Genomic DNA, 13,229 nt, shown 5'->3' with positions numbered 1-13,229 from the left:
GAGCGGACGGACGGCACGGGCGGACAGGGCACGGGCGGACAGGGCACGGGCGGACAGGGCACGGGCGGACAGGGCACGGGCGGACAGGGCACGGGCGGACAGGGCACGGTGGCCAAGCGGTGGCCCGCCAGAGGGTGCGCCCACGGACGGCGCTCAAGCGGGTGGTGCGCGACCGGTCCGTGCCCCCACGGTGCCGGTCTGACGGGCCTGCGGCCAGACGATGCGGGGTCTGGCGGTGCGCGACCGGATCATGCGTGCCCGACGGTGCTGGCCTGGCGACGTGCGGACTGACTGCCTGCGGCCGGAAGATGCGCGGCCCGGTGGTGCGCGGCCCGGCGACGCACGGACCGACCGCGCGCGACCCGGCAGCGCGCGACACGGTGGGGCACCGACCGGTGGGGCGCGGTTGGGGGCGGGCATTCGATGAGGCTTAGAGCAGGTCGCTCAGGACGGTGTCGACAGGGGTGGCGGTGATGCCGAGGATCTTCTCCGTTTCGGTGTGGTCGATGACGAAGGGGTGGCCGGGCTTTGCGAGGACTTCGTGCAGTTCGGCCCAGAAGGGGTCGGTGAGCGCCAGCAGGGTGAGGTCCCGCTCGGTCAGCTGCTCCAGGCGGGGGGTCGGGGCGTCGGCGAGATGGGCGAGGCGGCCGGCGAGGTCGCGGACGGACAGGGTCGCGGTGGGGACGTGCCAGGCGCGGCCGTATGCGTGTTCGTCGCGTCCGGCGGCGATGAGCGTGCGGGCGGTGTCGGTGATGGCGGAGTAGCTGTGCGGGACGTCGAGTTCCTGGGGGACGAGGGCGAGTCTGCCTTCGAGGACGGGCCGCTGCACCATGAGGCTGAACACGGAGTAGGCGCCGGCGCCGTAGAACTGGGCGGCGCGCACCTCGGTCACCTTGACGCCCGAGGCGACGGCTTCCTCCCAGATGCGCGCCCTGGTGCGCCCCTTGGGCCCGGTCGCCGTCAGGGGGAAGTCGGGCCGGATGGGGCCGTGCACGGGGCCGTAGCCGTAGAGGTTGCCGAGCATCACGTACGGGACGCCGGTGCGGCGGACGGCGGTGAGCAGGGAGGCGGCGAGGACGGGGAACTGGGCGGGCCAGGCGTGGTAGGGCGGTGCGGCGGTGGTGAAGAGGGTGCGGGCGCCGGTGGCCAGTTCGGTGAGCCGGTCGGTGTCGGTGGCGTCGGCGGCGATGCGCTCGACGAGGGGATGTTCGGGGCCGCCTCCGGCGCGGCTGATCATGCGCACGCGTTCGCCGTCCTCGGCGAGCAGTTGTGCGGTCTTCGAGGCGGCGGCGCCGCGGCCCACGATCACGTGAAAAGTCATGGCGACCACGCTTCCGGGTGGCGGCGGCGTAGCCTAGTGGCCGGAATGCCAACTATCCGGAGGATCTGGCCATGACGGAAATTCAGGACAGGCACCGGATTGCCGTCGTGGTCGTGACCCCGGTGCTGAGTTTCGATGTGTCGATCCCGTTGATGGTGTTCAACAGCGTTCCGAACTATGACGTGCGGATCTGCACGGCGCGGCCGGGGGCGGTGCCGACCGTCGGGGGGCCGGACATCGTGGTGACGGACGGCCTGGAGGCGGTGGCGGGCGTCGACACGGTGATCACTGTGGGCAGCGGCGGTGAGCCGGCTCCGCCGGAGGTGCTTGCGGCGCTGCGGAAGGCGGAGCGGGCGGGCGCGCGCATCGCGTCCCTGTGTACGGGCGCGTTCGTGCTGGCCCAGGCGGGGCTGCTGGACGGGCGGCGGGCCACCACGCACTGGGGGCTGGCCGGGGATCTGGCGGCCCGGTTCCCGTCGGTGGAGGTGCAGCCCGATCTGCTGTTCGTCGAGGACGGCGGCATCTTCACGTCGGCGGGCGCGGCGGCCGCCATCGATCTGTGCCTGCACTTGGTGAGGCTGGACTTCGGGGCGGCGGTGGCGAACGTGGCGGCGCGGGCGGCGGTGGTGTCGCCGGTGCGGCCCGGCGGTCAGGCGCAGTTCATCGAGACGCCGTTGCCTCCGGAGCGGGGCACGTCGCTGGCGCCGACACGGGCGTGGGCGCTGGCGCGGCTGGACCGGCCGTTGACGCTGGCCGACCTGGCGGCGCACGCCAGCACCAGTGTCCGTACGCTGACCAGGCGTTTTCACGCGGAGACCGGGTTGAGCCCGCTCCAGTGGCTGTTGCACCGCCGGGTCGACCGGGCCAGGGAGTTGCTGGAGACGACGGAGCTGCCGATGGACCAGGTGGCGGAGAAGAGCGGGCTGGGCAGCGCCGACTCCCTCCGCAAGCACCTGGTCGACCGGGTGGGGCTCACGCCGACGGCCTACCGCGCGAGCTTCACGCACGCACGATAGGCCGGGAAGCGGCGGCTACTTGGCGTTCGCCTTCAGGTAGTCCGTGTTCATCTGGGCGATCGTGTCGAGCGGGATGCCCTTGGGGCAGACCGCGGTGCACTCGCCGGTGTTCGTGCAGCCGCCGAAGCCTTCGGCGTCCATCTGGTCCACCATGGCCTTGGCGCGGGACAGGCGCTCGGGCTGGCCCTGCGGCAGCAGGCTCAGGTGGGTGATCTTGGCCGCGGTGAACAGCGACGCCGACCCGTTGGGGCAGGCGGCGACGCAGGCGCCGCAGCCGATGCAGGTGGCGGCGTCGAAGGCGGCGTCGGCGTCCTCCTTGCGCACCGGGACGCTGTGCGCGTCGGGGGCGGAGCCGGCCGGGACGGAGACGAAGCCGCCCGCCTGGATGATGCGGTCGAAGGCGCTGCGGTCGACGACGAGGTCCTTCACCACCGGGAAGGGCGCGGCGCGCCACGGCTCGATGGTGATGGTGGCGTTGTCCTCGAAGTGGCGCATGTGCAGCTGGCAGGTGGTGGTGGCGCGCTGCTCGCCGTGGGCGACGCCGTTGATCACCATGCCGCACATGCCGCAGATGCCCTCGCGGCAGTCGTGGTCGAAGGCGATCGGGTCGTCGCCTTCGAGGATGAGGCGCTCGTTGAGGACGTCCAGCATCTCCAGGAACGACATGTCCGGCGAGACTTCCTCAACCCGATATGTCACCATCCGGCCGGCGTCGGAAGGGCCGCTCTGCCGCCAGACGCGAAGGGTCAGGTTCACTTGTAACTCCGCTGGGTCATCTTGACGTACTCGTACACGAGCGGTTCCTTGTGCAGCACCGGCTCGCCGTCGGGCGAGTGCTCCCAGGCCGACACGTGCGCGAAGGCCTCGTCGTCACGCAGGGCCTCGCCGTCGGCGTCCTGCGACTCGGCGCGGAAGTGGCCGCCGCACGACTCGGTGCGCACCAGCGCGTCCAGGCACATGAGCTCGGCCAGGTCGAAGAAGTCGGCCACCCGGCCGGCCTTCTCCAGCACCTGGTTGAGCTCCTCGGCGGTGCCGGAGACCTTGACGTTCTCCCAGAACTCCTTGCGCAGCTCGGGGATGCGCTCCAGGGCCTTGCGCAGCGACTCCTCGGTGCGCTCCATGCCGCAGTAGTCCCACATGAGCCTGCCGAGCTCGCGGTGGAAGGAGTCGGGGGTGCGGGTGCCGTTGACGGCGAGCAGGCGCTCGATCCTGTCGCGGACCTTCAGCTCGGCCTCGGCGACCGCCGCCTCGTCGACCTCGCCGAACGGGCCGTCCGCCAGGTAGTCGCCGAGCGTGGTCGGCAGCACGAAGTAGCCGTCGGCCAGGCCCTGCATCAGCGCGGACGCGCCGAGGCGGTTGGCGCCGTGGTCGGAGAAGTTCGCCTCGCCGATCACGAACAGGCCGGGAATCGTCGACTGCAGGTCGTAGTCGACCCAGAGCCCGCCCATCGTGTAGTGGACGGCCGGATAGATGCGCATCGGCACGTCGTACGGGTTCTCGCCGGTGATGCGCTCGTACATCTCGAAGAGGTTGCCGTACTTCTTCTCGACGGCGTCGCGGCCGAGCCGGTTGATCGCGTCGCGGAAGTCGAGGTAGACGCCGAGGCCGCCGGGGCCGACGCCGCGGCCCTCGTCGCAGACGTTCTTGGCGGCGCGGGAGGCGATGTCACGCGGGACGAGGTTGCCGAAAGCGGGGTAGATCCGCTCCAGGTAGTAGTCGCGCTCGTCCTCGGGGATGTCGCCGGGGGCGCGCTTGTCGTCCTTGCGCAGCGGCACCCAGACGCGGCCGTCGTTGCGCAGCGACTCCGACATGAGCGTCAGCTTGGACTGGTACTCGCCGGAGACCGGGATGCAGGTCGGGTGGATCTGCGTGTAGCAGGGGTTGGCGAAGTACGCGCCGCGCTCGTGGGCCCGCCAGATGGCGGTGGTGTTGCAGCCCTTGGCGTTCGTGGACAGGAAGAACACGTTGCCGTAGCCGCCGGTGGCGAGCACGACGGCGTCGGCGGTGTGGCGCTCGATCTCGCCGGTGACCATGTCGCGCACGATGATGCCGCGCGCCCGGCCGTCGGCGACGATCAGGTCGAGCATCTCGTGCCGGGTGAACATCTCGACGGTGCCGGCGGCGATCTGCCGCTCCAGCGCCTGGTAGGCGCCGAGCAGGAGCTGCTGGCCCGTCTGGCCGCGCGCGTAGAACGTACGCGACACCTGCGCGCCGCCGAACGAGCGGGTGTCGAGCAGGCCGCCGTACTCGCGGGCGAACGGCACGCCCTGGGCCACGGCCTGGTCGATGATGTTCACCGAGACCTGGGCCAGGCGGTAGACGTTCGACTCGCGGGCGCGGAAGTCGCCGCCCTTGACGGTGTCGTAGAACAGCCGGTAGATCGAGTCGCCGTCGCCCCGGTAGTTCTTGGCGGCGTTGATGCCGCCCTGCGCCGCGATGGAGTGGGCGCGCCGGGGCGTGTCCTGGTAGCAGAACGACTTGACGTTGTAGCCGAGCTCGCCGAGCGTGGCGGCGGCGGACCCGCCCGCCAGGCCGGTGCCGACCACGATGACGTTGAGCTTGCGCTTGTTGGCCGGGTTGACCAGCCTGGCGCTGAACTTACGCTTCTCCCAGCGCTCCTCGATGGGCCCCTCGGGCGCCTTGGTGTCCCGGATCTCCGGGCCCTCGGTGTACTTCATTGCACGACTCCGAACATGATGGCGAGCGGCGGGGCGAGGAAGCCGACGACCAGGACGGCCGACAGCAGGCCGGCGCTCAGGCGCAGCGCCTTGTTGCGGTCACGGTTGGCCCAGCCGAGCGTCTGGAAGGCGCTCCACACGCCGTGGCGCAGGTGCAGGCCGACCATGACGACGGCCACGAGGTAGATGAGCGTGACCCACCAGCGGGACGGGTCGAACCCGGCGATCATGCGGTCGGCCGGGGTGGAGTCGAAGCCCTTGGGGTTGACGACGCCGAAGGTGAGGTCGAGCAGATGCCAGACGACGAACAGCGCGATCGTCAGGCCGCCGAACCGCATGATGTGCGTGGCGTAGCCGGTGGCCTGCGACTTCTTGGCGACGTACTTGACCGGGCGGGCCGAGCGGGCCCGGCGCGACAGCGAGATCGCGGCCCACATGTGCAGCACGACCGACAGGACGAGCGCGATCTCCACGATCGTCAGCAGCGTCCGGTAGGGCAGCAGCGGCTCCAGCAGCGTGCGCAGGGCGTGCGCGTACTCGTTGAAGGAGTCCTTGCTGATGAAGATCTTGAGGTTGCCCAGCATGTGGCCGATCAGGAAGAGCACCATCACGGCGCCGGTGACGGCCATGACGGCTTTCTTGCCGTTGGACGAGCTGAGGAACCCGCGGGGCCGCTTGCGCGTTGGCTTCTTCACGGGTGCTGGGGAGGTAACGGGCGCGGTGGCGGCGCCGCGCTCTATCGTGGCTGTCACATCTTCTGAAGCTAGGTAACCAGCGATGATCCGTCCAAGTCATCGCGGGCCTGGTTTCCATAGCCAAAGGCTATGATGTCTGGTTTGTATGGCCGGCATAAAAGCCAGCGAGTCCGCCGGTGCGAGGAAAATCACATGCAGTTGCAGCAGTTGGCGTACTTCGTAGCGGTGGCCGAGACCAGGCACTTCACCCATGCGGCCGAGCGGATGCGGGTCGCCCAGCCGTCGCTCAGCAAGCAGATCAAGGCACTGGAGACCGAGCTCGGGGCCCCGCTGTTCTCCCGTGCGCGCGGCAACGTCACGCTGACCGCCGCCGGCGAGGCGCTGCTGCCGCTGGCGCGCCGGATGCTGGAGGACGCCGAGACGGCCCGGCGGGAGGTCGCCGAGCTGGCGGGGCTGCGCAGCGGCCGGGTGCGGCTGGGGGCGACGCCGTCGCTGTGCGCCGGGCTGATGGCCGACGTGCTGGCCCGCTTCAACCACGCCTACCCGGGCATCGAGCTGCTGGTGGAGGAGGGCGGCTCGCGTGACCTGGTGCGGGCGCTGGCGCGGGGGCAGCTCGACCTGTCGCTGATCATCATGCCGTTGCAGCATGACGACCCGGCGCTGCTGACCGAGGAGATCCTGCGCGAGAACCTGGTGGTCGTGGCGCCCTCCCATGAGCGGTTGCGCAAACCGTACATGCGGATCGAGGACCTGCGCGGCCGGCCGATGGTGATGTTCCGGCGCGGCTACGACCTGCGGGAGGCGACGCTGACGGCGTGCCGGCAGGCGGGGTTCGAGCCGAGGTTCGCGGTGCAGGGCGGCGAGATGGACGCGGTGCTGCGGTTCGTGGAGGCCGGGCTGGGCGTGGCGGTGGTGCCGTCGATGGTGCTCGACGGCCGGCCGGGGCTCGCCGGGACGCCGCTGGCCCCGCCGGGGCTGAGCCGGACGATAGCGCTGGCGCACCGGCGCGACGTGGAGCCGACGCGGGCGGCCCAGGCGTTCCGGACGACATTGCTCACATTCGTCGTCGAAGCTGGTCAGGAGGGTACGCTTCCCCAAGGGGTCGAGCTCATCGCAGAATGAGCGGACGGCCTATCTCCAGCGAAGAGGCGTTTGTGACGGCATCCCTATCCGAAACGCTGACGCTCCTGCTCATCGAGGACGACGACGGAGACGCGTTCCTCGTGGAGGAGCTGCTGAAGCAGGCCGCGGCGCCGCCCCGGATCACCTGGGCCCGCAACCTGGCGGAGACCAGGGCCAAGCTCACCCCCCACATCCAGTGCGTGCTGGTCGACCTGTCGCTGCCCGACGCCACCGGCCTGGAGGCGCTGGAGCACGTGCTGGCGATGGCCCCGCACGCGGCCGTCCTGGTGCTGACCGGGCTGCGCGACGCGCACGTCGGCGTGGCGGCGGTCCAGGCGGGCGCCCAGGACTACCTGGTCAAGCAGGACATCGACGCCCGCCTGCTGGCCAGGGCCGTCCGCTACGCGATGGAACGCAAGCGCGCCGACCTGGCCCACATCGCGCTGACGAAGGCCGAGCTGACCGCCGAGGAGAACGCCCGGCTGGAGAACGGCCTGCTGCCCACCCCGCTGCTGCGCACCCACGACCTGGAGCACGTCACCCGCTACCTGCCGGGCTCGCAGGGCCAGCGGCTGGCCGGCGACTTCCTCGACACCGTGCAGACCCCCGACGGCGCGGTCCACGTCGTCATCGGCGACGTGTGCGGGCACGGCCCCGACGAGGCGGCGCTCGGCGTCTCGCTGCGCATCGCCTGGCGCACGCTCGTGCTCGCCGGGATGGACGGCGACCCGCTGCTGCGGACCATGGACACGCTGCTGCGCGCCGAGCGCAAGGCGCCGGAGATCTTCACCACCCTCTGCACGGCCAGGATCAGCCCGGACCTGAGCCACGCCGCGATGCGGGTCGCCGGGCACCCGCCGCCCGTGCTCCTGCGCGACGGCGTCGTCGAGATCGTCGAGGGCACCCCGTCCGGCCCGCCGCTGGGCATCTTCCCCGACCGCGAGTGGGCGGTCATCGACGTGCCGCTCGGCGAGCGGTGGTCGATGATGCTCTACACCGACGGGCTCATCGAGGCCGCCGCCGGGCACGGCGGCGAGCTCGGCGTCGACGGCCTGGTCAGCCTGGTCAAGCAGCACGGCGTCATCGACCTCGACCGGCTCATCCGACACGTGGGCACCCTCAGCGACGACCTCGCCGCGGTGCTCGTCCGCAGGAGCGCCTCATGAGCATCAACCCGCTGCCTCCGGCCAAGCCCGCCACCGGAGTCGGCCGGATCCCGCTCACCCGCTGGTTCCTCATCACCGGCGCGCTCACCGGCGTCGCGTTCCTGACCTCGGCCACGCTGATCATGATGATGATCTCCGAGCTGAGCGTGCTGGAGCCCCGGCCCGAGATCGCCGCCCAGGTGAACCGGCTGACCGTGCTGCTCGTGGTGCTCTGCTCGGTGCTGCTGGCCTCGGTCCTGGCGCTGGTGCTCATCGTCCGCTTCACCGTGCTGAAGCCCATCGCGCGGCTCACCGACCAGGTGCGCGCCGTCGCGGGCGGCGACTTCGACCACCGCCTCGGCGTGGCCAGGCCCGCCGAGCTGGCCGAGCTGTCCAGCCACGTCGACTCGATGCGCCGGCGCATCCTGTCGAACTGGCGCATCGCCCAGGACCAGGCCGACGAGCTGCGCCGCTCCAACGGGGAGCTGGAGCAGTTCGCGTACGTGGCCAGCCACGACCTTCAGGAGCCGCTGCGCAAGGTCGCCAGCTTCACCCAGATGCTCGAACAGCGCTACGGCGACCAGCTCGACGAGCGGGCCAAGCAGTACATCCACTACGCCGTCGACGGCGCCAAGCGCATGCAGCTCCTCATCAACGACCTGCTCGACTTCTCCCGCGTCGGCCGGGTGACCAGCGGCCGGTCCGTGGTGGAGACGCGGCCCGCGCTGGACGCGGCGCTGGTCAACCTCTCGGGCATGATCGAGGACGTCGAGGCCACCGTCACCGCCGACGAGCTGCCCGCGGTCGTCGGCAACCGCGTCCAGCTCACGCAGCTCTTCCAGAACCTCATCGAGAACGGCGTCAAGTTCCGCGGCGAGCAACCGCCCCGCGTGCACATCGGCGTCACCCGCAAGGGCGGCATGTGGGAGTTCAGCTGCTCCGACAACGGCATCGGCGTCGAGCCCAAGTACGCCGACCGGATCTTCCTCATCTTCCAGCGCCTCCACCCGCGGGACGTGTATCCAGGTACGGGCATCGGGCTCGCGCTCTGCCGCAAGATTGTCGAGTTTCACGGCGGGCAGCTGTGGCTCGACGGCGACGCGGAGGGGCCGGGCACGACGTTCCGATGGACGCTACCGGCCGCGGGAGACGACGATGAATGACTGGCGCCCGATCGAGGTGCTCCTGGTCGAGGACGACCAGGGTGACATCCTGCTGACGCGGGAGGCGTTCGAGCTCAACAAGGTGAGCAACCGCCTGCACGTGGTGAACGACGGCGAGCAGGCGATGGACTTCCTGCGCCAGAAGGGCGAGCACACCGGCGTGCCCCGGCCCGACCTGATCCTGCTCGACCTCAACCTGCCCAGGAAGAGCGGGCTGGAGGTGCTGGAGGAGGTCAAGCTCGACGAGGATCTGCGGACCATCCCGGTGGTGGTCCTGACGACCTCGGAGGCCGAGGAGGACATCCTGCTCAGCTACAAGATGCACGCGAATGCGTATGTCGCAAAACCGGTCGATTTTCAGCAGTTCATAAGAGTTGTCCGTCAAATCGATAACTTTTTTGTGACTGTGGTGAAGTTGCCCAACCAGGGGTTGCGCGCCTGACGGCGGACGTGACAGGAATCACAGGTCGTCCTGGAAAAAGTGAGTGATGCTTCTCACAAATCCGTATGCGGGCGTCGTAACGTATCCCACACCAACGCGCGCCGGAGCGGAGCACAGCGCCCGCCACATGTGCGCGCCAGACAGACGACCCGGACCCCAGGCGTGCGGGGTCCGCGGGAGGTGGAGAGGTCCGCGATGACCCAGACGACGCCCGACGCTCCAGTGAGAAGGCAGCGTGCCCAAGTCAAGGTGCGCACCCTGCGCACCGACCGATGGTGGATCACCCCGCTGCTGACGTTTCTCGGGCTCAGCTCATTCCTGGTCTACGGGGTGTGGGCGATCATCGACACGAGCAACTTCGTCGAGCCCTATATCGCCCCCTTCGCCTCGCCCTGCCTGACGACCTCCGCGGTGTGCGACGGCGCCCGGCTGTTCGGGTGGGCTCCGATCGGCGACTGGTACGCGCTGCCGCCGGGGCTGCTCATCCTCGGTCTGCCGGGCGGGTTCCGGCTGACCTGCTATTACTACCGCAAGTCGTACTATCGCTCGTTCTGGCTGTCGCCGGCGGCGTGCGCGGTGCAGGAGCCGCACGGGAAGTACACCGGTGAGACCCGCTTCCCGCTGATCATGCAGAACATCCACCGCTACTTCTTCTACTTCGCCCTGCTGATCGGCGCGATCCTCACCTACGACGCGATCCTGGCGCTCGTCCACAAGCCGCTCGGCCTCGGCAGCTACATCCTGCTGGCCAACGCCGTGCTCATCCTCGGCTACACGCTGGGCTGCCACTCCTGCAGGCACATCACCGCGGGCCGGCTCAACCACTTCTCGCGCCACCCGTTCCGCTACAAGGCCTGGACCCTCGTCTCCAAGCTCAACGCCAAGCACCAGCAGTGGGCCTGGGCCTCGATGTTCTCCGTCATGGGCGCCGACCTCTACGTCCGTCTGGTGGCCAAGGGCATCATCGCCTTCCCGTTCGCGTAAGGAATCGTTTCACAGTGGAAATCGAGCGTCACGAATACGACGTCGTCGTCATCGGCGCGGGAGGCGCCGGGCTGCGCGCCGCCATCGAGGCCCGCCAGCAGGGCAAGCGCACCGCGATCGTGTGCAAGTCGCTGTTCGGCAAGGCCCACACGGTCATGGCCGAGGGAGGCGCCGCCGCCGCGATGGGCAACGTCAACTCCGACGACAACTGGATGGTGCACTTCCGCGACACCATGCGCGGCGGCAAGTTCCTCAACAACTGGCGCATGGCCGAGCTGCACGCCAAGGAGGCCCCGGACCGGGTCTGGGAGCTGGAGGCGTGGGGCGCGCTGTTCGACCGCACCAAGGACGGCAAGATCAGCCAGCGCAACTTCGGCGGCCACGAGTACCCCCGGCTCGCCCACGTCGGCGACCGCACCGGCCTGGAGATGATCCGGACCCTGCAGCAGCGCGTCGTCGCCCTCCAGCAGGAGGACTTCGAGACGCACGGCGACCACGAGGCCTACATCAAGGTCTTCCAGGAATGCACGGTCACCCGCCTGCTCAAGCAGGACGACCGGATCGCCGGCGCGTTCGGCTACTGGCGCGAGAGCGGCAACTACGTCCTGTTCGACACCCCCGCCGTGGTGCTCGCCACCGGCGGCATCGGCAAGTCGTACGTGGTCACCTCCAACTCCTGGGAGTACACCGGCGACGGCCACGCGCTGGCCCTGCTGGCCGGGGCCAAGCTGATCAACATGGAGTTCATCCAGTTCCACCCCACCGGGATGGTCTGGCCGCCCTCCGTGCGCGGCATCCTCGTCACCGAGTCGGTGCGCGGCGACGGCGGCGTGCTGCGCAACTCCGAGGGCGAGCGCTTCATGTTCAAGTACATCCCCGAGGTGTTCAAGGACAAGTACGCCACCACCGAGGAGGAGGGCGACCGCTGGTACACCGACCAGGCCAACAACCGCCGTCCGCCGGAGCTGCTGCCGCGTGACGAGGTCGCCAGGGCCATCAACGCCGAGGTGAAGGCCGGGCGCGGATCCCCCCAGGGCGGTGTCTACCTGGACGTGTCGACCCGGCTGCCCGCCGAGGAGATCAAGCGCCGGCTGCCGTCGATGCACCACCAGTTCAAGGAGCTGGCCGACGTCGACATCACCGCCGAGCCGATGCAGGTGGGCCCGACCTGCCACTACATCATGGGCGGCGTCGAGGTCGACGCCGACTCCGGCGCGGCCTCCGTGCCCGGTCTGTTCGCGGCGGGCGAGGTGTCCGGCGGCATGCACGGCTCCAACCGGCTCGGCGGCAACTCGCTGTCGGACCTGCTGGTCTTCGGCCGGCGGGCCGGCGCGGGCGCGGCGGCCTACGTCGACACGCTCGCCGCCCGGCCCCGGCCCGCGCAGGCGGACGTGGACGCCGCCCGCGCCGAGGCCGAGGCGCCGCTCCAGCGCTCGGGCGAGAACCCGTACGAGGTCCACCAGGAGCTCCAGCGGACGATGAACGACCTGGTCGGCATCATCCGCAAGGCCGACGAGGTCGCCGAGGCGCTGGAGGTCGTGGAGAAGCTCAAGGAGCGCGCCCAGCTCGTCGGCGCGGCCGGGTCGCGCGTCTACAACCCCGGCTGGCACCTGGCGCTCGACCTGCGCAACATGGTGCTCGTCTCGGAGTGCGTGGCGCGGGCCGCGCTCAAGCGCGAGGAGAGCCGGGGCGGCCACACCCGCGACGACTTCCCCGGCATGAACCCCGAGTGGCGCCGCAAGCTGCTCGTCTGCTCCACCGGCGACGGCCGGTCGATCCAGGTCGAGGAGCGCGTCCAGCCCCCGATGCGCGACGACCTGATCACCCTGTTCGACCGCGACGAGCTGAAGAAGTATCTCACCGACGAAGAGATGGCCGAGTTCGACGGGATTTCGAAATGAGCTACAAGGCGAAGTTCAAGGTCTGGCGCGGTGAGGGAGGCGAAGGCAGGCTCGAAGACTTCACCGTCGAGGTGAACGAGGGCGAGGTCGTCCTCGACATCATCCACAGGCTCCAGGCCACCCAGGCCCCCGACCTCGCGGTCCGCTGGAACTGCAAGGCCGGCAAGTGCGGCTCCTGCTCGATGGAGATCAACGGCAAGCCGCGCCTGGGCTGCATGACCCGGATGTCCACCTTCGCGGAGGACGAGACCATCACGGTGACCCCGATGCGGACCTTCCCCGTCATCAAGGACCTGGTCACCGACGTCTCGTACAACTACCAGAAGGCCCGGGAGGTGCCGTCCTTCACGCCCCCGGAGGGCGTGCGGCCCGGCGAATACCGGATGCAGCAGGTCGATGTCGAGCGGTCCCAGGAGTTCCGCAAGTGCATCGAGTGCTTCATGTGCAACAACGTCTGCCACGTCATCCGCGACCACGAGGAGAACAAGCCAGCCTTCTCCGGCCCCCGCTTCCTCATGCGGATCGCCGAGCTGGACATGCACCCGTACGACGTGGCCGACCGCAAGGACTCGGCCCAGCAGGACCACGGCCTCGGCTACTGCAACATCACCAAGTGCTGCACCGAGGTCTGCCCCGAGCACATCAAGATCACTGACAACGCGCTGATCCCGATGAAGGAGCGCGTGGTCGACCGCAAGTACGACCCGCTGGTCTGGCTCGGCAACAAGATCTTCAAGCGCTCGTCCAAGTGACACCGGCGGC

General features: G+C 69.7%; 12 protein-coding genes. 8 read left to right on the top strand and 4 right to left on the bottom strand.

The features are described 5' to 3' along the window. Positions 1 to 430: 430 nt before the first annotated feature. The gene (locus AB0G11_RS29770; protein ID WP_357589912.1) at positions 431 to 1,321 is read right to left on the bottom strand and encodes an NAD-dependent epimerase; all 891 of its coding nucleotides are present in this window, start codon (positions 1,319 to 1,321) and stop codon (positions 431 to 433) included. A 71-nt stretch (positions 1,322 to 1,392) separates the two neighbouring features. Between AB0G11_RS29770 and AB0G11_RS29765 the strand changes: the two genes are divergently transcribed. Further along, positions 1,393 to 2,337, top strand: coding sequence for a helix-turn-helix domain-containing protein (locus AB0G11_RS29765; RefSeq protein WP_219511493.1), 945 nt, complete (start codon positions 1,393 to 1,395; stop codon positions 2,335 to 2,337). Positions 2,338 to 2,352: 15 nt separating this feature from the next. Here AB0G11_RS29765 and AB0G11_RS29760 read toward each other — a convergent pair whose 3' ends face one another. From AB0G11_RS29760 to AB0G11_RS29750, 3 genes are read right to left on the bottom strand one after another with little or no spacing between them, the layout of a single operon-like run. Then, positions 2,353 to 3,093, bottom strand: coding sequence for a succinate dehydrogenase/fumarate reductase iron-sulfur subunit (locus AB0G11_RS29760; RefSeq protein WP_219511491.1), 741 nt, complete (start codon positions 3,091 to 3,093; stop codon positions 2,353 to 2,355). Next, positions 3,090 to 5,015: a fumarate reductase/succinate dehydrogenase flavoprotein subunit gene (locus AB0G11_RS29755; protein ID WP_219511490.1), complete on the bottom strand. Its 1,926-nt coding sequence runs from the start codon at positions 5,013 to 5,015 to the stop codon at positions 3,090 to 3,092. The genes AB0G11_RS29760 and AB0G11_RS29755 overlap by 4 nt, the downstream gene beginning before the upstream one ends. Then, positions 5,012 to 5,710, bottom strand: coding sequence for a succinate dehydrogenase cytochrome b subunit (locus AB0G11_RS29750; RefSeq protein ID WP_308126070.1), 699 nt, complete (start codon positions 5,708 to 5,710; stop codon positions 5,012 to 5,014). Before AB0G11_RS29750 ends, AB0G11_RS29755 begins: the two co-directional genes overlap by 4 nt. Before the next feature lie 192 nt (positions 5,711 to 5,902). On the opposite strand from AB0G11_RS29750, the gene AB0G11_RS29745 reads away from it, so the two are divergent. The 7 genes from AB0G11_RS29745 (at position 5,903) to AB0G11_RS29715 (ending at position 13,219) form a co-directional block, all read left to right on the top strand. Next, positions 5,903 to 6,832, top strand: coding sequence for a LysR substrate-binding domain-containing protein (locus AB0G11_RS29745; RefSeq protein WP_219511486.1), 930 nt, complete (start codon positions 5,903 to 5,905; stop codon positions 6,830 to 6,832). Positions 6,833 to 6,864: 32 nt separating this feature from the next. Further along, positions 6,865 to 7,998 (top strand): fused response regulator/phosphatase, encoded by a 1,134-nt coding sequence (locus AB0G11_RS29740; RefSeq protein WP_308126069.1) that lies wholly within the window; start codon positions 6,865 to 6,867, stop codon positions 7,996 to 7,998. Further along, positions 7,995 to 9,140 (top strand): ATP-binding protein, encoded by a 1,146-nt coding sequence (locus tag AB0G11_RS29735; protein WP_219511482.1) that lies wholly within the window; start codon positions 7,995 to 7,997, stop codon positions 9,138 to 9,140. The genes AB0G11_RS29740 and AB0G11_RS29735 overlap by 4 nt, the downstream gene beginning before the upstream one ends. Then, the gene (locus AB0G11_RS29730; RefSeq protein ID WP_357589910.1) at positions 9,133 to 9,582 is read left to right on the top strand and encodes a response regulator; all 450 of its coding nucleotides are present in this window, start codon (positions 9,133 to 9,135) and stop codon (positions 9,580 to 9,582) included. Before AB0G11_RS29735 ends, AB0G11_RS29730 begins: the two co-directional genes overlap by 8 nt. A 195-nt stretch (positions 9,583 to 9,777) precedes the next feature. Continuing rightward, positions 9,778 to 10,566, top strand: a complete 789-nt coding sequence (locus tag AB0G11_RS29725) for a hypothetical protein (protein ID WP_219511478.1) — start codon at positions 9,778 to 9,780, stop codon at positions 10,564 to 10,566. Positions 10,567 to 10,580: 14 nt separating this feature from the next. Then, entirely contained in the window at positions 10,581 to 12,467 is a 1,887-nt protein-coding gene (locus AB0G11_RS29720; RefSeq protein WP_357589908.1) for a fumarate reductase/succinate dehydrogenase flavoprotein subunit, read from the top strand. Continuing rightward, positions 12,464 to 13,219, top strand: coding sequence for a succinate dehydrogenase/fumarate reductase iron-sulfur subunit (locus AB0G11_RS29715; protein ID WP_219511475.1), 756 nt, complete (start codon positions 12,464 to 12,466; stop codon positions 13,217 to 13,219). The genes AB0G11_RS29720 and AB0G11_RS29715 overlap by 4 nt, the downstream gene beginning before the upstream one ends. Positions 13,220 to 13,229 lie beyond the last annotated feature (10 nt).

Source organism: Nonomuraea sp. NPDC023979 (genome assembly GCF_040639085.1).
Classification (GTDB): Bacteria; Actinomycetota; Actinomycetes; order Streptosporangiales; family Streptosporangiaceae; genus Nonomuraea; species Nonomuraea ceibae.
The sequence above is the reverse complement of the archived record's forward strand: the minus strand, read 5'-3'. Positions and strand labels throughout refer to the sequence as shown.